The following is a 21,941-nucleotide window of genomic DNA, read 5'->3' as shown; positions in this document are numbered from 1 at the left end:
GAAAAAAATGTTTATAACGAAAAGAATGATACAAACAATGTCACTCGTAGGTCTGGTTACCAGCCTTGGACTCAGCGCAACCACAGCCACAGCTGGGTTACAGACGGTGACTGCAAGCGTAAAAAGTAATTATGCTCAGACTAAATATCCATTGCTATTTACCCATGGCATGTTTGGGTTCAGCCGAGTGGGCGTTCCCGAACTTGGACTAGATTACTGGTATCAAATTTTACCCGACTTGGCTCGAAATGGCGCAACCACCTTTGCAGCACAAATTTCCCCTTTAGAGTCAACTGAAGTACGAGGTGAACAGTTACTACAACAAGTTGAAGAGGTGATTGCCCTGACTGGCAAGCCCAAGGTTAATTTGATTGGACATAGCCATGGCGGACCAACCATTCGCTATGTAGAAGCAGTTAAACCGCAATATGTGGCCTCACTGACAGGTGTGGGAGCAACATTTAGAGGTTCAAAAGTGGCAGACCAGCTTCTTGCCAATCAAGGCGGAACACAACTGCTCAGCCTAGCGGCGGATTATATTATTGGCCCTATGCTTGCTTATGGGCAAAGTAACCCTGCATTAAAAAGCAATTTAACGGCATCGCTCACCTCGATTAGCGAGCAAGGTTCCCGTGTTTTTAATCAGAAATACCCAACACCAGCACTGGCTTCCGACTGTAACAAGAGCGGTGCTACGTCCAACAATGACGTGTATTACTACTCGTGGACAGGCACATCTCAAGTCACCAACATTCTCGATGTTGCTGATAGTGCAATCTCACTGCTAGGGCCGTTGGCCTATGGCCATTTCGACAATGATGGTTTGGTGGCACGCTGTAGTACACACTTCGGTAAAGTCATCCGTGATAACTATGACTGGAATCATTTAGATGAAGTCAACCAAGTTATGGGGCTACGTGGACTATTTAGCGCAGACCCTGTTGATGTCTATCGCCAACATGCCAATCGCTTAAAACTTCAAGGACTCTAGTTCAATTTTTCCCTTCGAATCTTTAACGTTTCGGAGGGATGCCTCCTAGAATTATCCAGTTACAAACTGTATTTAATTTAATCGGATTTCTCTACGCTCCTCCTCCCTCACCTTTATACTCATTTTTGACAACTTAAATTGTCGTCATAAAAAATAAAAAACGAGGATGATCAATGAAATATGGATTATTGATAGCTGGACTGCTGTCGACCTGCGCACTTGCTGCTACACAAACGCAAGCAGCTGCTTCACAAATTAAATCAAACTACGTTGCCTCTAATTATGCAAAGACCAAATACCCTTTGGTTTTTGCACATGGTATGGGTGGCTGGATTCGAGCAGGAACCGATGAACTTGGTGTGGATTACTGGTATCAAATCTTGCCAGATTTAGCCCGTAACGGTGCAAACGCATGGGCAACACGCGTTTCTCCATTCAACACATCTGAAGTTCGTGGTGAACAACTGCTGCAACAAGTTGATGAAATCTTAGCGATTACAGGAGCACCCAAAGTCAATTTGCTTGGTCATAGTCACGGCGGACATAGTATTGCCTATGTCTCAAATGTTATGCCCAATAAAATCGCGACTGCAACAGCCATTTCTAGTCCTTTAAAAGGCTCTCCTGTGGCGGATTTGATTATTTCCGCTCAAGGTACGCCGCTAGAACAACCGCTGGTAGGCTTAATCAACTTTGGGTCCAAGGCTATTGTTTGGGCACAACAGCAAGATCCGAACTCACTTCCACATGATGCACTCGGTGCTGGTAAAAGTTTAAGTCAAGCTAGTTCTAAAGCTTTTGCACAGAAATATCCACTGGGTATGCCAAAAACAAGCTGTGGTGAAGGTTTAGCGAAAGAAAATGGAGTTTATTTTTACTCTTTCTCTGGCAACTCAACGTTGACGAACGTACTTGATCCAGACTCATTACTGGCGGCGACAGGCTTACTCATGCAAGCGCCCAATGATAACGATGGCTTAGTCTCACGTTGTAGTGCCAAGTATGGTAAGACCGTGCGCGATAACTATAATTGGAACCATTTAGATGTGATTAACCAGTTCTTTGGTCTACGTTCTATTTTTGCTCCAGACCCTGTTGATGTTTACCGTCAACACGCCAACCGTTTGAAGCTTCAAGGACTCTAAAATTTAGGCATAAAAAATGCGCCATTGGGCGCATTTTTTTACTCGTATAAAACTTAAAATTAAGCTTTAACTTTACGAGCTGGTAACTTTTCACGAATACGTGCAGCTTTACCAGACAATTCACGTAGGTAGTAAAGTTTAGCACGACGAACGTCACCACGACGTTTCACTTCGATTTTAGCAACGATTGGAGAGTGAGTTTGGAAAACACGCTCAACACCAACACCGCTAGAAATTTTACGTACTGTGAACGCAGAGTTCAAGCCACGGTTTTTCTTCGCGATTACAACACCTTCAAATGCCTGAAGACGCTCACGGTCACCCTCTTTTACTTTAACCTGAACGATAACTGTATCGCCTGGTGCAAAAGCTGGGATGTCTTGTTTAAGCTGTGCATTTTCAACAGCTTGTACTAAAGGATGCTTACCGCTCATGGGGTATCTCCAATATGTGCGGGTCAGAAGAGGTCTGATATCCGCTGGGTATAGAGGCTAAATCGCATAGACCCGATTATCTTTCTCTTTATGCTTGACCACTTCAATGCACAAAGAGCCTATTAAAAGAATACTCTAAATTAAGTATTCAAATCTGTTAGCCATTTCTTTTGCTGCTTCGTCAACTCCACATTTTCCACCAACTCAGGTCGGCGTTGTTGTGTTCGTTGATAACGCTGCAAAAACCGCCATTTCTCAATATTGGCATGATGTCCCGACTTTAAAACTTCAGGGACATCCAAACCTTCAAAATGGTCTGGCTTGGTATATTGTGGGCAGTCCAAAAGACCATCCACAAATGAGTCTTGCACATGAGACTGTTCATCAGACATTGCACCCGGGAGTCTCCGAATAATACTGTCTAATAAAACCATCGCAGGAAGCTCGCCACCCGATAAAACGTAATCGCCTATGGACCATTCCTGATCAACATATTTTTGGATCAAACGTTCATCGACCCCTTCATAACGACCACACAATACAATCAATCCATCATAGTCGACAAACTGTTGTACTGCAGGCTCATTTAAGGTTTTTCCTTGCGGTGACATATACACCACAGGAACATGAACTGCACCTGCTTGCATGGCAAGCTCTTTGGCATGTTGAATTGCTTTTGCCAGAGGCTCAGCCATCATCACCATACCAGGACCACCACCAAAAGGACGTTCATCCACTCGTTTGTAGTTGCCCTCAGCATAATCACGAGGATTAATACAAGTCACTTGTACTAAATCACTTTTTGCTGCGCGCCCGCTAATACCGTAGGCTGTAATCGCTTCAAACATTTCAGGAAAAAGCGTAATGACTGCAAAAAACATCGCAGACCCCCGTATTTCCAAAAATAATTAGTAATCTACGCCCCAATTAACGTAGATACGACCAGCTTCGAGATCAACGCGTTGCACCACATCTTTATGCCATGGAATCATACGCTCTTCAGCATCAACGCTGTCTGGTGTTGCGTGAACCACCATCACATCATTGGCACCTGTCTCAAACATTTCATGGATTTTTCCGAGATTTACTTCTTGTTCTTCATCATCCAAACCTAACACTGTTAAGCCTTTCAAATCTGACCAGTAAAACTCATCCATTCCTGCTTTAGGAAGTTGCGCTTTTGAAATCCAGACATTTGCGCCAACTAGGTTATCTGCTGCAGTGCGATCAATGACGCCTTTTAGCGAAACAACTAAGCCTTTGCCATGCGGTTTCCAACGTTTTACATCTATGGTTTGCCAACCTGCTTTGGTTTCAATGTACCAAGGCAGATAGTCAAAGATGTTGCTCATCGGTTCTGTATTGGAATAGATCCAGAGCCACCCATTTAATCCATATGCTGAACGTAACTGTCCAATCTGAATACGATCTTCGGGAACATTCTGTGTTGGTGTCATGGGCTACCTACTACTTAATTAGCAAAAATTATGCAGTAGCTGCAGCTTTCTTAGCTTGAGCAGCTAAAGAAGCAACACGTTCAGATGGTTGAGCACCTTGAGCAACCCAGTGTGCAAAACGATCAGCATCTAAACGAAGTTTTTCTGCTTTACCTTGAGCTGTTGGGTTGAAGAAACCAATACGTTCGATGAAACGACCGTCACGCGCATTACGGCTATCAGTTACAATAACTTGATAGAACGGACGTTTTTTAGCACCACCGCGTGCAAGACGAATAACTACCATGATACAACCTTATAGTTTTTACGGATTATCCCTGCCCCGACCACCGGAACATTTCAAACCCCTTTCATAGAGGGCAATATTTTACGTTATCTTTGCTGTGAAAGAAAGATTAAAATTTATTTATCCACAGTTTTGAATTTGGGTTTTATCTGCCGTCCCAGTTGGTGGCTGAATTCGGGGTACATCTCCCTCTATCATCTCCTTTTGCCCAACACCGTTGTCCTCTATGATCTAAGCCTAGAGTACCATCACCTTTTTGACCATTCTCTGTCATTGCAACAAGTAACCATTCACTGTCAGTAACCTCCTGCAATGAAATTCTATAAGTAGGGTTTGCTCCTTCTGGAATAGATAGTGCGCCATTTGGGTTAACTTTATAGCCTAATGCTTCTAATGTAATTGCTACATTATTAGGTCTAAATGTAGAATTAACTACCTTATATCGCTGCAATTTATTAGCTATTTCCATTAGCATCGACTGAGCTTCAAGTCTTTTTGTCTTTCTCACATAATTTTGATAACTCGGATAACTTATTGCAGCTAAAATAGCGATAATCGCAACAACAATCATCATTTCAATCAATGTAAAACCTTTGTTTTTTTTATGCATTTTAATTTGCCTACTTACAACTTTCAGGTACAGAACAATTTGTGTCTATCCATTCGCATTTACGCCCCTTATTATTCTCTGCAAAATTTTTATATTGACTAGCATTCGGCAATGAACTGTTCACACATCCCACTATACTCCAGTTTTGAAAACCCGAAACTGTATCGATGTTATAAATAACCTCATTAGAAGTTTTGCTTCTTGTTACAGTTTTATCTTCATTTGCTTGTTTAAATCGCTCATAACTAAAATTACGTGATTTCTCTTTCTCTAACTTTAAAGCAACATCAGCTATTTTTTGTAATACGAGCTTCTCATGACTTTTACGAACATAATGTGCATAGCTTGGTAGCGCGATGGCTACCATAGTTGCAATTATAACTGTAACAACCATTAACTCCATAAGAGTAAAGCCATGATTTTTCATTATTTATCTCCTTTCACCTTATAAGGAGAATACTCAAACCAACGCTGCGGAAGTAATTTATTCAATGTTTCGAACTCATCTGGTATCGGATCTGGCTTTTTATTAAAAACAAACGTCCGTTTATTATCACCAGAACCAGGTCCGACGGCCAAACCTAAAATCCCCGAACCCAAAGGCCCACCACTTTTTGGTGCATCCTGATTCGCAACACATTCCCCACTTGGTAGACAGAATTGATAAAGTGTACTCTCACCTGTAATCCCACCAGTACAAGAAGTGGCATCTACATTTGCAGTACTACTTTGTGGATTAAAAATTGGATAATACAGTGAATTATCTAAAGCGACACCTTCTTCCAAAATACGTTGTTGATACGTTGTATCCTTAACTGTGAGTTTTGGTAGTGTGTAGTACCACCCCTGATGTATTTCATCTTCTTTATTATCTTTATAAATCTCTCTTAAGTTACCTAAGCTAACTGTCGCCTGAACAGCTGGTATCGTTTTAGTCACACTCGTGTCATAAATACCAACTAACAGATCATTGGAACTTGAGTTTGACAATGGACTACTTCTATCCCCTGAACCCATCGATAAAACAGCATACCGAGTCATACCTGACTTATGAATCGTAAATGTTGGCGCTTCGTAAAACCGACGCGAACCAACATCTGCCAAAGCAAAGGCATTTAATATAAATGATTTTTTTTCGTCTGTTTTTTCACTAATGGTATGTTTAGGGTTTAAATCAATCCTAAATAATTTCCCACCCAAATCACCCACATATAAATGATCCGTTATCCCATCGCCATCTCGGTCAATAGCCTTAACTCGAGATGGAATACTATTGACCATCGCTCCAATGGTTGTCGACTCAGATCTGGTCAATATTCCCTTATTATCTACTGTTGCCTGAGATGCATTTTTTACCCTAGCGCTACCCCACCAAAGCAATTTGCCATTTTCTGCATCAAAAATATAAACGCCATTACCTTGAACATTCCCTGAAGTATCTTCATCCGTTAAAGGGTTGTTGGTAAAAGCTGGATCTTCATATTTTTTGTCATATCCACCACCTACAATCATGGCAAGTTTCTTTTCACCATTCCATTTTATATAAGTGAGTGTTGGCTGAGACCAACTTTGACCCATATGGTATAAAGGGTCGTCTGTGGTTAAAGTTTCTGCATCTGGATTTACATGAAACATCAACTTAGGTTTGCTCATGTCAGATAAATTCAAGGCATAATAACTACGTCCACCCATGCGTAAGCCACCATATACATACTGATGGCTATTTTTACTATCAGCTTTGACTACCAATGAACCACGGGTAGATTCAATAACTTTTTGGCCATTTTCTATAACATCATTACCATTTTCATCTTTCTTATAAAAATCAGTAATAGATGGCTCATAAACCGTGTGTGCAACCCAAGGGCCATCAATGCCATAGAAAAAGGTATTGACTGAATCTGTTCTCCCCATAGCCAAAGACTCTGCAAAGCCTTTAGACTGTCGTGTTAAAAACTCATTAGGCACAAAACTAAATACATCCTTACCGCCTTCAGCATCAACCGAATTCGTATTTTGTTGACCAGCTTTTACAATATGTAAAACACCTTGCGTTGTACCAAACATGATGTAATCTTCACGGTCTTTAGAGGACTGCACACCCTTTTCAACCTCAATCGCACCTTTTTGAGTGAGTAGTACAGGCGTTGAATGAATTACCGCCCCCATTTGATAGCCTGATGCAGTACTCACTCTGTCTTTTAAATAAGCTAATTGTTGAGTATAGGTTTTATTATCACCTAAAGCGGTAAAATCAGCTTCTTTCAACTTAGAAAAGCCCATAAGTCCATAAAGATATTGACTATTGGTTGGTTTATCACTCGAGCTTAGAACATCTGTGACTTTTTTAAGCTCACCATTTACATCAATATATAAATTCTTATTTAAAGTGGTTGAACTTGTTTCGGACTTCGGTAGATTAAATGTTTTTAATCGACTTAGATGCCCTCCCCAAGTCATAAACTGGTCATCACTACTACTACCATTTGCACTGTACCAATAATCTTGCAACTGCGCTCTAATCTTGTCATTCTCAAAAACAGTTAAACTCTGTGTATCAACAATTGTTCCTGATGTAACTTTGAATTTTTTCAAATTTCCCGCCCAAAGTTGATCTTTTGAATCAATTAAAGGCTTAAACATAGGGAAATAGGAGTATGGTTGTAGTTGAGTTGTATTCAAGGCATCAACAGGAATGGTACTGGTTCCCATAGTCGAGCCTTCTATAGGCACAGAAACATCACTAACAAACTGTTTAATGCTTCCTACAATGTCTTCAGCAGATTGCGCATTATAAAATCCACCTTGACCATATGTTCTCTGCTTTGTTCCCCATAGACATAACCCCTTCTGTGGGTGGCTATAGACAGAACAGTCAAAATTACCATCTTTTGCATACGAGTTAGTCAAATAATATTCACCACCAAAACCCACTGTAGCTGTTTTAATAAGTTTATTACTTTCTCTAAGGCTTTTTCCTTTACCCGCTACTCGTTGCCAATAATCAGTATTCCCCATAACAGGGACCCATTGTCCATCCTTCCATATGTACTGTTTGTCACCATTATTGTTAATTGTATGTGCGCTATAAATCAGCTCACTATCTGCAACTTTATCTCCAGAAAATAAATTAGTAAAACCAGGATCGGGTTGTCCATCTGTTAAAAAGTAAATACCATTTCCGCTGCATTGCGGCTTAGCATTGCTGACTGTATCACCTACAGTTATCTTGTTACTCGCTTCGTTGTAGGCTGTTGCAATAGGCGTACCTCCACCAGCAACTAAATTTTGCACGTACAAAGATAGGCTTTTTTTACCAACTGAATCCATACTGGTAAATTCTTTGAGCGTACTAATATTACTACTAGAATATTTACCTATTGCAAAATTATGATCTTTATCTATTTCAGAAGATGTAAGTAATTGATAAAAACCTTTCTTTAAATTAGCCAAACGTGTTAAACAATTATACTGACCTGCGACCCCTGAAGGCTCACATATTTTTTGAACTTTGATTAGATATTCTTTATCAGCATTACTAGCGAAATTTAAATCAGACTCTTTAACTAAACAATATCCTTCACCTTGGTTAGCATATTCATACCCCCCCTCTTTGAGAGCAGCAGGTAAAGTTTCTCCATACCACTCAGATCGATATAAATTAGAAGATGAACAAATATTGGTGGTAACATTATTACAAACACTCACACTACTTTCAGTTTTATTATATCTAGTCGCTCCCACAAAATTACTCGTTGATTCTCTGTAAATATTATATTGGCCTTTGTTTGGCCCTACAAAGTTATAGTTATTTCCACTTTTATTATAACTTCCATTATTTGAACCAACGAACTCAAAATAAACATAACTAGTACCCCTTAATGCTTGTGTATAATTATAACCTGCATGATTATTGCAAACATTTTTGGTCGTAGTGTGTTCATAATCAGATGGCAGACTCATACCTCCCATACTGCCCGATGTGTCCAGCATAAAATAAATATTAATCGCACCAGTACCACCAGACTGATAAATATCAATATCAGATGCTGAGATTTGGGTGGGGATACCACTCACAACTAAAGCTGTTATAGATGCAGATAAAGCCGATACTTTAAATTGCATCCATCTTTTTTCAATGTATGTGCTATTTTTCATAACGGTTCCCCTACGCTACTTTTTTAATGAACTGACCCAAAGTATATTCAGATACTTGGGTTTTATACGGGACTGCATTTTTACTTAGACATTCAGATATAGTTTCCAAATTTGTTGCTGTATCTACATAGCTCAGATTTTTCATACACGCATTAATGGTTTCATTATCTTCAGTACTTAATACAGGCATTACGGTTGTTGCTGTTACAATAAGGCGCACAGCTTCATCTAATTTTCCAGACTCCGTATCTGTGCCAACTTGATAATAACTAAAAGGCTCACTACCATCTGTCACGCTACCTGCAACACGAACAGAAATTTGTGTCATCGCTGCTGCTCTACCACTCACGAAGTCAGACTTTTGATCATTGACCTGACAAAACCCTGAACGTGCCGAACCGCCAATATCCTCTGTTTTTACAACAGTAGCTTGATCTTGATTTTTTTCTGTATATACCACACTTGCACGATAAAACTGATAAAATTGATTTATTTTCCCGCGATAACAAATGACCAACTCTTTATCTCGGTTAGCAATCATTTTAGGATAACCAAACAATCCTGTTCCTGCGATAAAATCATCAAACTGCGCATTATCTTCAATCTGGAATAATGCAGCATCATTATTTTGATCCATAATATGTGAAGCTTGACTATTGGTTGCGATATTCAACCCTAATAAACCCGAACGTACAGCCATAACCCCAATAATGGTCAATAACATCACAACAACAAGTACAATTATTAAGGCTGAGCCATTTTGCCTAAAACCATTCATTATAAGCGCTCCCCTAAACCATTTTTTAATGCAATTGTTTGCTCGACAGGTACACGTACATATCTTGCTTTCATTTCATCAGGCTTATCAACAACTTGTGGCAAATTAAGCAAAGTGTAATCTAATTTTTCATTCGTATCAGCGCCAGCATTATCCAAAGAACGTGCCAGAATACCAATTTGTAAAGATACAGCTCTTAAATTCTCACCTGCTGGAACAGCAGCAAACTGAGCCAAGGTCATATAGGATAGACTTCTTGTTGATGTATTTTGTACGCCTACTAAAACTTTGAATTGATCTACACGTTGCATAATAATTTGGCCACTATTATTACTATTATTAAACCCAGTAATAGTAGTCTCAGTTTCTGTATTCGCATATCGCCCAGCATCACAAGCTAAAGCTAAATCAAAATTCGCACCATTTGTATCTCGTCTTAAAAAATAGCGCTGAACAATTACATCATTCGGTGAAGTAATAGCTTCTCCTTCACAATCATAACCTTTGGCTAAATTCGGTCTATATTGAATAACTAATACATCGCTATCATCTTCGGTTAAAGATGGTGAACCAGCCAAAGCAGTAGAGCTCACTCTTCTATTCTCTGTAATATTAGCTGGATAATTTGAATCACTTACAATAAGACCTGAAACCCCTGTGCTTCTCATATCACGATTAATTAAATTTAAATTGGTATGCTTCAAATCTGTGACAATATAATTCAGTCCAATATTTGCATTGTCCTGTACATTTAAAACAGCATTTTGAAATGCTACGCTTCTCTGACCAGCCAATAACATTTGAACAGCAACCAAAACAACAATTAAGCCTAGAACCAATGCAACCATTAGCTCAACTAACGTATAGCCGCTCATTTTTCTTTTCATTAGAACGTCTCCACCACTACACATTTAGCATTGGGCAAATAACTAAAATCATCTTCAGAGGTACAAGCTTCATCTCCTTCATCTCCTTGTATCGCTTGCGTCTCATCCCATGCTACATATATGCAGTTTCGGTTATTGCTGGTATCAGGACATGTAAATACATTTATTTGCATATTTTTTTCCGCAGCAATCGCCTGAATATCGGCTATATCTTTTGCAGCGAAACTTGCAGCATTACAATATTTAATGGAGTCATTTTCACTTACACAGTCACTAAGATTTCGACCAGCGATTAATCCATCTGCATCCGTATAGGATGTCCGATTAACATACATTCGTTCTGCTAAATTACTTGCTAAGTTAACAGCTTCAACTTTCTTTAAGGCTTCTGATGCCAACTCTAGGGACCTGTACTGAAGTGCAATAAATCCCAATACAGCAAGACCTAGCACAAGAACTGAAATAATAACTTCCATCAATCCCACACCTTTTTGGTATTTCATGATCCTGCCCTCGTACACGCACCATCCGAAATTTTCTGCATACCAAGTTGAGTCAACTCTACGCTTTTCGTTTTACCACTTTTCATATGTTTAACTTCAAAACATATAGGGAAGTTACCCGAAGATGGGTCTATCAGACCGTTATTTCTAAACAAAATCACTTTACCCCCCATATTAAATTCATATTTATTCTTATCAGGATCTAAGTACAGTGAATTGGCTGGATCTTTTGACTCTGCTGCTCTAAAGAAAATACTAACTGTTTGGTTTAATGCCTTCGAACTAGCTTTAGCTTCATTGAGTACAGAGGCCAACTCATTTAATTCCTTCTTCAGCTCATAATTATAAATTTGTGCCTGAAAAGAAGGAGCAGCTATTGCTGCTATTACCGCCATAATCGCAATCGTCACCATCAGCTCAATTAAGGTGAACCCTTTATGTTTATTTTGCATACTCCCTCCCCAAGGCAACAAAACTTTACCCTATTTAAAATCATATTCTAATTCTTTACACAATCAGCACAATACAGGATAAAAGGCATAAAAAAACAGATGATTGCCAATTTACAATCATCTGTCAATTTTTCAATAAAATTAGAATGTTAACCAATCCACCTTTTAGGCTTGAGTTACCGCAATACGTAACTCTTTTGGCAAACTAAAGGTAATATTTTCTTCCGTTCCGGCAAGTTCTTGTGGTGGTGTTGCACCCCAATCTTGTAATCGTTGAATCACTTGCTTAATTAAAATTTCAGGTGCAGATGCACCCGCTGTGACGCCAACCTTGGCGATATTTTCAAACCACACTTGTTGAAGTTCATCTGCATTATCAACCAAATAAGCGGCTTTACCCATTCGTTCGGCCAATTCTCGTAAACGATTCGAATTTGATGAGTTTGGTGAACCGACCACCAACACTACATCACATTGGGTTGCTAAATCACGCACCGCATCTTGACGGTTTTGAGTCGCATAACAAATGTCATCTTTACGCGGCCCTTGAATCTCAGGAAATTTTGCCCGTAACGCATCAATCACTTTTGCAGTATCGTCGATCGACAAAGTTGTTTGAGTAACAAAAGCCACACGCTCAGGATGATGGACTTGAAGCTCGGCCACGTCTTGCTCATCTTCAACCAAATAAATCGCACCACCATTTTTCAGGTCATATTGCCCCATGGTACCTTCAACTTCAGGGTGGCCTTCGTGACCAATTAAGATCGCCTCAACCCCCTCACGAGCATATTTAGTAACTTCAATATGAACCTTAGTCACCAATGGACAGGTTGCATCAAAAACTTTTAAACCACGACGTTCGGCTTCGATCTGTACCGCTTTAGAGACCCCATGTGCACTAAAAATTACAATATTGTCATCGGGTACTTCATCCAATTCATCGACAAAAATTGCACCTCGTTGACGTAAATCGTCCACGACAAATTTATTGTGCACCACTTCATGTCGTACATAAATGGGCGGATTAAAACACTCAAGCGCACGATTTACGATGGCAATCGCACGGTCAACACCTGCACAAAAACCACGTGGATTGGCCAATACAATTTCCATATGTTCCTCGATACCACTTTTCAATCAGTGGAAACTAATAAAATAAATGCAAACAAAGTGACGCCTTGCTATTTCGTTTAAACCTTGTCTGCTCTAAAATAGAGAAGATATTTTATCATATCAGGAAAAATATCATGTCGGGTCTCTTGTTTGTCGTTTCTGCAGCTTCAGGAACAGGCAAAACATCCCTCGTAAAAGCCCTCTTAGACCGTGTAACGAATCTTCACGTTTCTGTTTCTCATACTACACGTGGGCAACGTCCCGGCGAACTTGATGGTGTACATTACCATTTTACCGAAAAAGACTCATTTTTGGCCTTGGTTGAACAAGGTGGTTTTATTGAATATGCCGAAGTCTTTGGTAATTACTACGGCACAGCTCAAGCCACTGTGAAAGAACAATTGGCGAAAGGTCATGATGTCCTATTAGAAATTGACTGGCAAGGCGCACAGCAAGTTCGTAAGCTTTTTCCTGACTCTAAACAAATTTTCATTTTACCACCAAGCCAGTTTGATCTGCGTCAACGTCTGTCTAACCGTGGCACAGACTCGGTTGAAGTGATTGAGCGTCGTTTAGGCTGTGCGGTCGAAGACATGCAACAATATGTCAACTTCGACTATGTCATTATTAATGATGACTTTAATAAGGCATTGCACGATCTTGAGTCTGTAATTATTGCCAATCGTTTAGTCATTACACAGCAAGCGAGTCGTCATCAGAAAATGATTTCTGAGCTGATCACCCCTGTTGAAAAGTGATTAAAACTTGAGTCTACAGACAAAGCACCTTATACTGCACAGTCTGTTTAATTTTAGCCTTTGTAACGAGAACTCTTATGGCACGCGTAACCGTTGAAGATTGTTTAGACCATGTAGACAACCGCTTTGAGCTTGTACTAGTGGCAAGCAAACGCGCGCGTCAATTGGCACGTCAAGGCATTGAACCTACTGTTGAGTGGGACAATGACAAACCGACTGTTGTTGCATTACGTGAAATCGCAATCGGTCATGTTTCTAAAGATATTTTGAAACAACGTGAGCAAGACTACCAAACTTCGAGTCTTGATCTTGCACTTTCTGCAAACAATTTGAATTTAGATGGTTTTTCTTTCCAATAAGAAAAATTTATCGCTTAAAAGCCTAGTTTTTAACTAGGCTTTTTTATTGGATAACTTTTATATTTGTGCAATACACGTTATAACTAGAAGATAGGATTCATCGTGGTTTAGGTGTATCTTTTTTACTTTTATTCGAATGAAAAAATTGACAACTCATGCAATATGTTTTTCATTAGAGGATCAGTAAAATTTTCTTGTCATTGCTACGTCTTAAAGGTGTTTTATGCCAGGCCTAATGGTCAGCCAAGCTAAACAACAGCTCAAAACTATTATCGATGCTTACTTAACTGAAAGCGACGTCGAGCGAGTGCTTGCGGCCTGTGATTATGCGGACATTGCCCATGATGGTATTACCCGTAAAAGTGGCGAACCCTATATTTTGCACCCGATTGCGGTAAGCTGCATTTTAGCGCATATGCGTCTAGATCCCGAAACCCTGATGGCGGCACTTTTACATGATGTGATTGAAGACACAGACTTTAGCAAAGAAGATATTGCAGAAAAATTTGGAAAAACCGTTTCCGAACTGGTCGATGGCGTCACCAAACTTAGTCAATCCAGCGATAAAGAATATAACAAAGCCGCTTCTTTCCGAAAAATTCTGCAAGCTACACTACAAGACCCACGTGTCATTATTATTAAACTGGCTGATCGTTATCACAATATGACTACCTTGGATGCACTACGCCCCGATAAGCGTGCGCGTATTGCCCAAGAAACCTTTGATATTTTTGTCCCAATGGCACGTATTGTTGGCATGAATGAGATGGGCGATAACCTCGAACATCTGTGTTATCAAAACCTTGATCTCGACATGTATAACAATGTCCAAGAAGCCCTCTTGCAAACCAAACCCAAACGCTGTGAATATCAAAGCAAATGGGAAAATAATCTTACTGAGCTATTAAAAACCCATCAAATTTCAGGTCGAATTAAAAAGAAAAATAATAATATCGAACTGTTACGTCACTTTGTAAAAAATGACATTGATCTGCATGAACTCACGCATAGTCATGCCTTTGAAATTATTCTAAATAGTATTGCTGACTGTGACCGCTTAGCCGATGTGTTGCGAGAGAGTTTTCAAGTTTTACACTTTGCAGACCATATTCGTAAACCACTCCCAGGTGGTAACCAATCGCTACTACTACGTTTAAAAGGTGAAAATACAACCTTATCAGTCACCATTCAAACCGAACTGATGCGCAAAGCGGCGCGTTTTGGTGTAGTACTAGGCGACAGTGCTCCGCAAGCTTGCCGCTCTGCGATTCAAGCCTCGATGCAGAACTTAAATGTCTTGATTGATGGTGCCTGTGCCAAAACCACTTTTAGCGAACTGCTCGATTATTTACACCAAGAGAAAATTTGGGTGTATACACCACAAGGTCATCTACACGAGTTACCACAAGGTGCAACAGTCGTCGATTTTGCCTACTCTGCTAGCTTATTTTTAGGTAACCATGCGGTAGGTGCGAAAATCAATGGGGAAACTAAACCACTTTCTACGCCATTGCACAGTGGTCAGGTGATTGAAATTATAACCGATGTCTTGGCCACCCCAAACCCGGATTGGCTCAGCTTCGTCAATACGCAAAAAGCCCGCCGTGCCCTACAAAATATACTGCGTGAGCAAGACATCGAAGAACAACGCCTTGTTGGACAACAAGCTTTAAATCGCGCTTTAAAACTATTCAATGTATCCATTAAAGATTTAACCGAATCAGACTGGTTAGAGCTTTTACAATGGCGACATATTGAAAGTAAAGACCAACTCTTTGAACAAATTGCCGTGGGCGATTTACTGCCGCAATTGGTTGCGAATCATTTGTTTGCGCATGACCAAAGTGCACAGGAATCTGACAGACTCATTCAAGGTACTGAGGGTGTCGATGTTAAATACGCACATTGCTGTAACCCTGTGTTGGGTGACCCAATTCAAGGACATTTATCACGCCGCGGTCTTATTGTGCATCGTGCACGTTGTCATAACCTCCTACATGAACAACATCTGCACCCTGAAAATATCATGCCGTTGCAGTGGACTAACGAGAATGAAGAAGAAATTAGTTTTACTGCATATTTATTGATTAACATGGCCATGGATGACGAACAAATTTCTGACCTAATTTATCAATGCCGTAAAGAAAAAATCGGGGTCGAAATGGTGTGTAATCAAGATGATAAGACTTATGTCAATGTTGTGGTGCACAACCGTAAGCAAATTGCAAAAATCATTCGTGATCTACGTATGCATTTTGGCTTCCCACGTATCAGTCGATTGGCTCAACCTGTTAGTATTGCGGAAACATCGATTGCGAGTTAATTGTTTAAATCCACACATTTTAATGCCAATCTAGGCTATGATTGATGGTGAATATAATAGGAGAACACGATGTCCCGCCAAGTAATTCATACTGAAAATGCCCCTGCTGCGATCGGCACTTATTCGCAAGCAATCTTAGTCGGCAATACACTTTACCTTTCTGGTCAGATCGGTTTAGACCCATACAGTATGGAGTTGGTTGAAGGCATTGAAGCACAAATTCGTCGTGTGTTTGATAACTTAAAAGCTGTCTGTGAAGCTGCTGGTGGAACACTGGCTGATATCGCGAAGTTGAATATTTTCTTAACCGATCTTTCAAACTTCCAGTTGGTCAATCAAATTATGGGCGAGTATTTCGCACAACCTTACCCTGCACGCGCTGCACTCGGTGTGGCTAGCCTACCTAAAAATGCATTGGTTGAGATGGATGGCATTGTGATTATTAATCAATAAGTTATATTTTTTTAAGAAAAAGCCACCGATTGAGTGGATTTTTTTTATCCAAAATTCCAATAAAGACAAATGAGATTTCAAATGATTTTTATTGACAAACGATAACAATTATCAATAATATCACTTATCTTATTTCTTTCATGTAGCTTGCTGAAATGTACGTGTGCTTATGCCGTGGTATTACAGATCAAGATATTAAAGACGCTGTTGAAAATGGTGCGGGTAGTTATCGTGAAGTTCGCGAGATGCTCGACCTCGGCACATGCTGTGGTCGCTGTGCACCAGAAGCACGCTCAATCATCAGTGCTGAAGTCTCTGCGATTGCCTCACGCTTAGCCATTGCTGCCTAGGTATTTGATTCGTTTTTAGAATAAACATAATTATAAATTTACTCTTTATGAGTAGCTCCTCCCCCGCTTATGACTCTAGGCGGGTTTTCTTTTAAAATGCCTAAAAATCAAATTTCCATTCCGCATGCTTTTGATTGCGATTTTCATTTGCTGTTCTATAAATTACTCGCCAAAATCCACTTTGTTGTTTAAGATATTTCTCATAAGTTATTGATATTATTTTTAAGCCGCAGTTTGAATGGAGCTTTCTCATGAAGGGCAATCGTGATGTAATTAATCAGTTAAATCAGGTGCTTTATCATCATTTAACTGCAATTAACCAAAATTTCCTGCACTCTCGCATGTTTAATGACTGGGGAATTGAGCAACTCGGTTCTGCAGAATATAAAGAATCGATTCGCCAAATGAAGCATGCTGACAAAATTATTGAACGTATTCTTTTTTTAGAAGGTCTACCAAACTTACAACACTTAGGGAAACTCTATATCGGCCAACATACTGTTGAAGTTCTAAACTGTGATGTCCGTAAAGTTAAAGAGAACATTGAATCCATTCAAGCCGCTGTTAAGCTTGCCGAAGAACAACTGGACTACGTTACTCGAGATCTTGTTCAAGAGATTTTAGAAAAAGAAGAAGAGTGGTTAGATTGGACAACTACACAACTCGATTTGGTTGAAACCGTCGGTGTAGAAAATTATATTCAGAGTCAAATTTAATCCAAAAAAATAGCCAGTCAATTGACTGGCTATTTTACATTTGATGTTCTACTTTTTAGAAATAGGCTGTGCTAGTGAAGCATAATCCAGATCCATTTTTCCTAATTTTTTAAGTAGCCACAGCTGATGTCTAGCTTCTTTTTCATGACCATTAAAAGCCAATGCTTTAGCATATTTAATCAAATCATATTTAGTCGGATAGTTTAAAACCATTTCCCGAATTTCGTTTAATTCCTGCTGATTAAGCTTTGTATATGGACTCATACGAATCCATGCAATCCGTCGGTCAAATTCTTCAAGCAAATAAATGGGCTTTTGATTGGTTATTTTCTCAGGTGTTTTTTCATAACGTATCGATTGATTCAGTTTTGCAGCAGCAACCGAATAATCTCGAATAATCAATCCCAATAACAACAGCGACACAACATAAAGCCCACGCATATAATTGGGTGAAAGCGTAATGGTCTTGATATTGGATTGTTGTGATTGCACCAACCCCAGAATAAAGCCCACAGGAAGCAAGAAATAAGCATAATATTGCGGGAATTCGAGCATGGCATGAACCAGCACCGCCCCAATCATTAAAATACCAATTACGGACTCCACTGAATTGACATGCTTATTCAGCTGATAGCCCCAATAACCAAAGTAGGCCAAAAATGGAATGCCAATTAGCAAGCCATTCCAGAGCACAAAATCAAGAATAAAATTATGTGCGCTACGTATCCAGACGGGTCCCTGAAAATGATCACTGACCAAAGTATAAGCCACACTGGTTTGATTCCAACCATAGCCCCACCAAGGGCGATCTAAAATGGCGTGCAGCATTTGCTCCCAAATGGCTAAGCGAGACATATCACCTGTTGCGCGCTGTACTACATCGCGGCTTTGCACAATTTGTGCATCAGTGGCTTGTGCAAGGAGGTGGCTCAATACAGGAGATATGACAATCAGTCCGACAAATAAAATAAACCATGTAACTGACCAATACCATTTAAGGCGAATGAAACCCCGATATTGGTGATAAGCCAAATAGGCTAAAATACACAGACACGCGACCCAAGAAGTACGTGACTGGCTTAAGGCAACGCCGATAACTATAGGTAAAGCACAGGCTACTACCCATTTGGTCTGGATTTTTTTCTTTTCATACAGATATAAACATGCCATTAATGACATGAGTAGAAAAGTCGCCATATTGTTAGGTTGAGCAAAGTTTGCAAAAGGACGTCTGTTGCCTTGTATATTCACCATACCCGGTAAATACGCAACCAAATTGGTCCATTGGCAGATCGCAATAACACCCGTGGCTGTACCCGTCATTAAAAATACATAGCTGAGACCAGTAAAAATATCTTCACGATCTATTTTTTCTACAGACAAGTTATAGCCGATGACTATACTCATCCAAAAACCAAAGACAAATAGCGTACTGGTCAAAGCTTTATCGAAGAAAAATAATTCACCACCTAAGTATTGAATTAGTGGGATAGTAGCAAGAACTAGTAAAGGCAAACTTAATACAGGCAATTTAGTTTTATCTTTTAGATAAATTGCAGCTAAGGCAAAAAGGGATAAAAATGCAAATAGCTCGCCGGTGTAGGTGACCCAAGGGCGGTAATGGATGGGGAGAAGCCAAGCAAAGGAGATGAGAATGGCTGCAATGAGTACAAGGATGAATTTCATATAATTTGACTATAACAAAGCAACAATCAATAGCTTGGCAAGTTTAGCTCAGATTCAAAAATTTACGAGTTAAATTTTAATTTGTTTGAGAAATAATCAGACTGCCTTTAAAATCAATTTTTCTGAGTAACTCATCCTCAGTGTGCGTCTTAGAATATAAAGCATTTAATATATTTAGGTTTTTTCTTGCTTCTTCTTTTCTATTATTATATGCCAAAAGTTGTGAAAATTTCATTAAATTGTAATAAGTTGGCTTACTTATAACGAAATTTTTAAAAAATTGAATTCTGTCTGCATCCATTTTTGTAAACGGATCTAAAAGAAGCCATTGCTCTTGAACACTCATTTTATTCAATAAATATATTTTTTCTGGATATTCTAATTTTTGATTTGATTCAGAAAAAAAAGAAGCAGCCGAAAGTCTGTTCATAGTGATATAGATTTGTTGATAGGAATATGCAAAGACCACAATTAACACCAAAAATATCAACTTTGAAGTATCCTGCTTGAGCGTCAAAATAGATGGCATATGCGCTGAAAACAATCCCAAAATAAATGCAAAAGGTATTAAAAAGAAAGCATAAAATAGGGGAAACTCTAATAATGAGTGACCTAGAATTGGTACAATACATAAAAATAATATGAAATCTTGACTATTTTTTAGCGAGTAAAAGATGGAAATTAAAATAAAAAAACACGTAATAATAATCACTAGAGCAAGCGGAATACCATTCCATAATATTAAATCTAAAATAATATTATGTGCACTGGATAAATAACCAGCATTTTTAAAAAGCAATACGCCTTCAAGCTGTGCAATACTCGTTTGATACCAACCATAACCAAGCCATGAGCTTTGGCCAATGGCAAAGAGCATATGTTGCCAAATATCTAACCTACCGTTACTTGATATTCCTCGTTCTAATACCGCTGGGGTTTTTAACACACTAAAGACGATATTCAAGCCAACATACATCAGTCCGATTGTCATTAATTTCAGAATGAATATTTTATTTCTAAAGTAAATCATGGTCAGAAAAATAACTAATATATAGCTCAACCAAACTGCACGAGACTGACTGAGCACAATGGAAAACACCAGTAATGCAGTAATTAATAGCAATACTACATTATGTAATCGTTTAACATAATTTAAATACAATAAAGCAATTAAACCCATAAAATGAAACGTTGCCATATTATTGGGTTGACCAAAATTTGCGTAAATACGATGACCCTTTAGTCCCCGAATAAAACTAAAATTTAATTCAAAAAACTGTAACACACTCAAAATAGCTGAAATAATCGCTGTACCTCCAATCATACAAGCCAATAAAAATAATATTTTCGATCTATCAATATAAAAACTCAGATTACAACCAATCAAATAAGCTAAACAAAAAAATAGTAAATAATACGTAATTAAAATAGCATCAGAAATATAATAAATTAGACCAAAACTATATTGTATCAATGGAATACAACTAACACCTAAAAAAAATAAAAAACTTAGTGGCAGATTTAATTTTTTATTCAAACACAGTAAAAACAATGTAGATATTGCTAAAAAACAAAATAAATCTTGAGTATAGCTAAGCCAAGGATAGTACGCATTTGGCCACAACCATGCTAAAGATATAAATAATGCACTGATTAATAATATACAGGATTGAGTATATTTATATTCTAAAAGCATTTCTTCACCATGGTTTTAAATTAACAATTTTGATAATTTTATAATTTTTGTCTAATAATATGCTCAAATCTTGCTGACTCATCGTTAAAGGTAAATAATATTTCGCTGTTTTATAAGGCTCCAGTACATGCTGCGCCTGTTGCTTATTATTATATTTTTTTAGTTTATCAATTGATTGAGCTGAAAGCTTCATTTGTTTATTTAATTGGTCTAATGCTACATATCGTGCATTAAATTGTGAAAGTTTAACCCCAGACATCATTTCAAGAAATAAATCATCATTTTTCTTTTGAAGGTTTTCTGCAGCTTGAATTGCAACAAATTGTGGGCCTGTCCAGGCTGCCGATTGATACTGGGGCTTAACCTTTCCATCATGAATGACTTCATTGTTACGCACTAACTCAAAACGGTCAGCATTAAATACCAGCCATGCAGGACGACCATCGGCAATATGCCATATGCCATAACAGAATGCGGTTAACTGTAGTGCAATAATACAAGCTAAATCGAATTTTAAGCTTTTTTTGCTTTCTTTATAGACAATAAAACCAAGCAATGGCCCAATAATGATATCCACAATGATCAGCATTAAAATGAGTTTATTCGCACCTGTGGCAGTGGCTAAAGGGGCGGGATACCACAGCCAATAGATGACCAATAATGCACTTAACCCAATAAAGAGTGACCCAAGTAAATGTTTTATAAAATAACGGACTTTTTTGCTATTCAACATTCCAAACCTCATAAAAAAAGCTGACCGAAGCCAGCTTTTTTGCAAAATAT

The 21,941-nt window shown here is 38.8% G+C and carries 23 protein-coding genes; 8 read left to right on the top strand and 15 right to left on the bottom strand.

What is annotated here, in order from left to right; all coding sequences use genetic code 11:
- The first annotated feature begins 37 nt into the window (after positions 1 to 37).
- Positions 38 to 991: an esterase/lipase family protein gene (locus ACSC9N_RS01715; protein ID WP_439036106.1), complete on the top strand. Its 954-nt coding sequence runs from the start codon at positions 38 to 40 to the stop codon at positions 989 to 991.
- Between the two features lie 173 nt (positions 992 to 1,164).
- Positions 1,165 to 2,136, top strand: coding sequence for an esterase/lipase family protein (locus ACSC9N_RS01710; protein ID WP_395475040.1), 972 nt, complete (start codon positions 1,165 to 1,167; stop codon positions 2,134 to 2,136).
- A gap of 59 nt (positions 2,137 to 2,195) precedes the next feature.
- Here ACSC9N_RS01710 and rplS read toward each other — a convergent pair whose 3' ends face one another.
- The 12 genes from rplS to ispH all read right to left on the bottom strand — a co-directional run bounded on the left by rplS (position 2,196) and on the right by ispH (position 12,817).
- Positions 2,196 to 2,570, bottom strand: coding sequence for a 50S ribosomal protein L19 (rplS, locus tag ACSC9N_RS01705; protein WP_004691454.1), 375 nt, complete (start codon positions 2,568 to 2,570; stop codon positions 2,196 to 2,198).
- A 140-nt stretch (positions 2,571 to 2,710) separates the two neighbouring features.
- Positions 2,711 to 3,451 carry a tRNA (guanosine(37)-N1)-methyltransferase TrmD gene (gene trmD / locus ACSC9N_RS01700; protein WP_094148539.1) on the bottom strand — a complete coding sequence of 247 codons (741 nt, stop codon included), beginning with the start codon at positions 3,449 to 3,451 and terminating at the stop codon, positions 2,711 to 2,713.
- A gap of 27 nt (positions 3,452 to 3,478) precedes the next feature.
- Positions 3,479 to 4,027, bottom strand: a complete 549-nt coding sequence (rimM, locus tag ACSC9N_RS01695; protein ID WP_004978035.1) for a ribosome maturation factor RimM — start codon at positions 4,025 to 4,027, stop codon at positions 3,479 to 3,481.
- A 28-nt stretch (positions 4,028 to 4,055) separates the two neighbouring features.
- Positions 4,056 to 4,313: a 30S ribosomal protein S16 gene (rpsP, locus tag ACSC9N_RS01690; RefSeq protein WP_004718284.1), complete on the bottom strand. Its 258-nt coding sequence runs from the start codon at positions 4,311 to 4,313 to the stop codon at positions 4,056 to 4,058.
- 145 nt (positions 4,314 to 4,458) lie between these two features.
- Positions 4,459 to 4,923 carry a type IV pilin protein gene (locus tag ACSC9N_RS01685; RefSeq protein WP_159151571.1) on the bottom strand — a complete coding sequence of 155 codons (465 nt, stop codon included), beginning with the start codon at positions 4,921 to 4,923 and terminating at the stop codon, positions 4,459 to 4,461.
- Positions 4,924 to 4,933: 10 nt separating this feature from the next.
- Positions 4,934 to 5,350 (bottom strand): type IV pilin protein, encoded by a 417-nt coding sequence (locus tag ACSC9N_RS01680; RefSeq protein ID WP_159151570.1) that lies wholly within the window; start codon positions 5,348 to 5,350, stop codon positions 4,934 to 4,936.
- Positions 5,350 to 9,081 (bottom strand): pilus assembly protein, encoded by a 3,732-nt coding sequence (locus ACSC9N_RS01675; RefSeq protein WP_395475038.1) that lies wholly within the window; start codon positions 9,079 to 9,081, stop codon positions 5,350 to 5,352. The genes ACSC9N_RS01680 and ACSC9N_RS01675 overlap by 1 nt, the downstream gene beginning before the upstream one ends.
- A gap of 10 nt (positions 9,082 to 9,091) precedes the next feature.
- Positions 9,092 to 9,859 (bottom strand): pilus assembly PilX family protein, encoded by a 768-nt coding sequence (locus ACSC9N_RS01670; protein ID WP_395475037.1) that lies wholly within the window; start codon positions 9,857 to 9,859, stop codon positions 9,092 to 9,094.
- Entirely contained in the window at positions 9,859 to 10,746 is an 888-nt protein-coding gene (locus ACSC9N_RS01665; RefSeq protein WP_279736063.1) for a PilW family protein, read from the bottom strand. Before ACSC9N_RS01665 ends, ACSC9N_RS01670 begins: the two co-directional genes overlap by 1 nt.
- Positions 10,746 to 11,249 (bottom strand): type IV pilus modification protein PilV, encoded by a 504-nt coding sequence (gene pilV / locus ACSC9N_RS01660; RefSeq protein ID WP_159151566.1) that lies wholly within the window; start codon positions 11,247 to 11,249, stop codon positions 10,746 to 10,748. Before pilV ends, ACSC9N_RS01665 begins: the two co-directional genes overlap by 1 nt.
- Positions 11,246 to 11,701: a pilus assembly FimT family protein gene (locus ACSC9N_RS01655; protein ID WP_395475036.1), complete on the bottom strand. Its 456-nt coding sequence runs from the start codon at positions 11,699 to 11,701 to the stop codon at positions 11,246 to 11,248. Before ACSC9N_RS01655 ends, pilV begins: the two co-directional genes overlap by 4 nt.
- 165 nt (positions 11,702 to 11,866) lie before the next feature.
- Positions 11,867 to 12,817 (bottom strand): 4-hydroxy-3-methylbut-2-enyl diphosphate reductase, encoded by a 951-nt coding sequence (gene ispH, locus ACSC9N_RS01650; RefSeq protein ID WP_317112052.1) that lies wholly within the window; start codon positions 12,815 to 12,817, stop codon positions 11,867 to 11,869.
- Between the two features lie 134 nt (positions 12,818 to 12,951).
- Between ispH and gmk the strand changes: the two genes are divergently transcribed.
- The 6 genes from gmk to bfr all read left to right on the top strand — a co-directional run bounded on the left by gmk (position 12,952) and on the right by bfr (position 17,776).
- Entirely contained in the window at positions 12,952 to 13,575 is a 624-nt protein-coding gene (gene gmk / locus ACSC9N_RS01645; protein ID WP_005401338.1) for a guanylate kinase, read from the top strand.
- 77 nt (positions 13,576 to 13,652) lie between these two features.
- A complete protein-coding gene (gene rpoZ, locus ACSC9N_RS01640; protein WP_004978050.1) occupies positions 13,653 to 13,934 on the top strand; it encodes a DNA-directed RNA polymerase subunit omega in 282 nt (93 codons plus the stop codon).
- Positions 13,935 to 14,157: 223 nt separating this feature from the next.
- Positions 14,158 to 16,257: a RelA/SpoT family protein gene (locus ACSC9N_RS01635; protein WP_395475035.1), complete on the top strand. Its 2,100-nt coding sequence runs from the start codon at positions 14,158 to 14,160 to the stop codon at positions 16,255 to 16,257.
- Positions 16,258 to 16,326: 69 nt separating this feature from the next.
- Entirely contained in the window at positions 16,327 to 16,710 is a 384-nt protein-coding gene (locus ACSC9N_RS01630) for a RidA family protein (RefSeq protein WP_004691470.1), read from the top strand.
- Positions 16,711 to 16,865: 155 nt separating this feature from the next.
- The gene (locus ACSC9N_RS01625; RefSeq protein ID WP_010327639.1) at positions 16,866 to 17,060 is read left to right on the top strand and encodes a bacterioferritin-associated ferredoxin; all 195 of its coding nucleotides are present in this window, start codon (positions 16,866 to 16,868) and stop codon (positions 17,058 to 17,060) included.
- Between the two features lie 251 nt (positions 17,061 to 17,311).
- Positions 17,312 to 17,776, top strand: a complete 465-nt coding sequence (gene bfr, locus ACSC9N_RS01620; protein WP_004691472.1) for a heteropolymeric bacterioferritin subunit Bfr — start codon at positions 17,312 to 17,314, stop codon at positions 17,774 to 17,776.
- A gap of 48 nt (positions 17,777 to 17,824) precedes the next feature.
- On the opposite strand, the gene ACSC9N_RS01615 is transcribed toward bfr, so the two are convergent.
- From ACSC9N_RS01615 to tfpZ, 3 genes are all read right to left on the bottom strand, one after another.
- A complete protein-coding gene (locus tag ACSC9N_RS01615) occupies positions 17,825 to 19,462 on the bottom strand; it encodes a PglL family O-oligosaccharyltransferase (protein ID WP_395475034.1) in 1,638 nt (545 codons plus the stop codon).
- Positions 19,463 to 19,538: 76 nt separating this feature from the next.
- Positions 19,539 to 21,158, bottom strand: a complete 1,620-nt coding sequence (locus ACSC9N_RS01610) for a Wzy polymerase domain-containing protein (protein WP_439036105.1) — start codon at positions 21,156 to 21,158, stop codon at positions 19,539 to 19,541.
- A 4-nt stretch (positions 21,159 to 21,162) separates the two neighbouring features.
- The gene (tfpZ, locus tag ACSC9N_RS01605) at positions 21,163 to 21,936 is read right to left on the bottom strand and encodes a TfpX/TfpZ family type IV pilin accessory protein (RefSeq protein WP_395480422.1); all 774 of its coding nucleotides are present in this window, start codon (positions 21,934 to 21,936) and stop codon (positions 21,163 to 21,165) included.
- Between the last annotated feature and the right edge of the window lie 5 nt (positions 21,937 to 21,941).

The sequence above is a fragment of the Acinetobacter sp. PC34 genome (genome assembly GCF_051789135.1).
GTDB lineage: Bacteria > Pseudomonadota > Gammaproteobacteria > Pseudomonadales > Moraxellaceae > Acinetobacter > Acinetobacter johnsonii.
This window is presented reverse-complemented; position numbering and strand designations above follow the sequence as displayed.

Excerpts from the sequence above, each read along its gene's own strand:
- ACSC9N_RS01630 (WP_004691470.1), top strand. The coding sequence starts at position 16,327 with ATGTCCCGCCAAGTAATTCATACTGAAAATGCCCCTGCTGCGATCGGC.
- gmk (WP_005401338.1), top strand. The coding sequence starts at position 12,952 with ATGTCGGGTCTCTTGTTTGTCGTTTCTGCAGCTTCAGGAACAGGCAAA.
- ACSC9N_RS01715 (WP_439036106.1), top strand. The coding sequence starts at position 38 with ATGTCACTCGTAGGTCTGGTTACCAGCCTTGGACTCAGCGCAACCACA.
- ACSC9N_RS01680 (WP_159151570.1), bottom strand. The coding sequence starts at position 5,350 with ATGAAAAATCATGGCTTTACTCTTATGGAGTTAATGGTTGTTACAGTT.
- rplS (WP_004691454.1), bottom strand. The coding sequence starts at position 2,570 with ATGAGCGGTAAGCATCCTTTAGTACAAGCTGTTGAAAATGCACAGCTT.
- ACSC9N_RS01625 (WP_010327639.1), top strand. The coding sequence starts at position 16,866 with ATGTACGTGTGCTTATGCCGTGGTATTACAGATCAAGATATTAAAGAC.
- rpsP (WP_004718284.1), bottom strand. The coding sequence starts at position 4,313 with ATGGTAGTTATTCGTCTTGCACGCGGTGGTGCTAAAAAACGTCCGTTC.
- rimM (WP_004978035.1), bottom strand. The coding sequence starts at position 4,027 with ATGACACCAACACAGAATGTTCCCGAAGATCGTATTCAGATTGGACAG.
- ACSC9N_RS01655 (WP_395475036.1), bottom strand. The coding sequence starts at position 11,701 with ATGCAAAATAAACATAAAGGGTTCACCTTAATTGAGCTGATGGTGACG.
- ispH (WP_317112052.1), bottom strand. The coding sequence starts at position 12,817 with ATGGAAATTGTATTGGCCAATCCACGTGGTTTTTGTGCAGGTGTTGAC.
- pilV (WP_159151566.1), bottom strand. The coding sequence starts at position 11,249 with ATGAAATACCAAAAAGGTGTGGGATTGATGGAAGTTATTATTTCAGTT.
- trmD (WP_094148539.1), bottom strand. The coding sequence starts at position 3,451 with ATGTTTTTTGCAGTCATTACGCTTTTTCCTGAAATGTTTGAAGCGATT.
- ACSC9N_RS01610 (WP_439036105.1), bottom strand. The coding sequence starts at position 21,158 with ATGCTTTTAGAATATAAATATACTCAATCCTGTATATTATTAATCAGT.
- bfr (WP_004691472.1), top strand. The coding sequence starts at position 17,312 with ATGAAGGGCAATCGTGATGTAATTAATCAGTTAAATCAGGTGCTTTAT.
- ACSC9N_RS01710 (WP_395475040.1), top strand. The coding sequence starts at position 1,165 with ATGAAATATGGATTATTGATAGCTGGACTGCTGTCGACCTGCGCACTT.
- ACSC9N_RS01675 (WP_395475038.1), bottom strand. The coding sequence starts at position 9,081 with ATGAAAAATAGCACATACATTGAAAAAAGATGGATGCAATTTAAAGTA.
- ACSC9N_RS01685 (WP_159151571.1), bottom strand. The coding sequence starts at position 4,923 with ATGCATAAAAAAAACAAAGGTTTTACATTGATTGAAATGATGATTGTT.
- ACSC9N_RS01665 (WP_279736063.1), bottom strand. The coding sequence starts at position 10,746 with ATGAAAAGAAAAATGAGCGGCTATACGTTAGTTGAGCTAATGGTTGCA.
- ACSC9N_RS01615 (WP_395475034.1), bottom strand. The coding sequence starts at position 19,462 with ATGAAATTCATCCTTGTACTCATTGCAGCCATTCTCATCTCCTTTGCT.
- ACSC9N_RS01635 (WP_395475035.1), top strand. The coding sequence starts at position 14,158 with ATGCCAGGCCTAATGGTCAGCCAAGCTAAACAACAGCTCAAAACTATT.
- ACSC9N_RS01670 (WP_395475037.1), bottom strand. The coding sequence starts at position 9,859 with ATGAATGGTTTTAGGCAAAATGGCTCAGCCTTAATAATTGTACTTGTT.
- rpoZ (WP_004978050.1), top strand. The coding sequence starts at position 13,653 with ATGGCACGCGTAACCGTTGAAGATTGTTTAGACCATGTAGACAACCGC.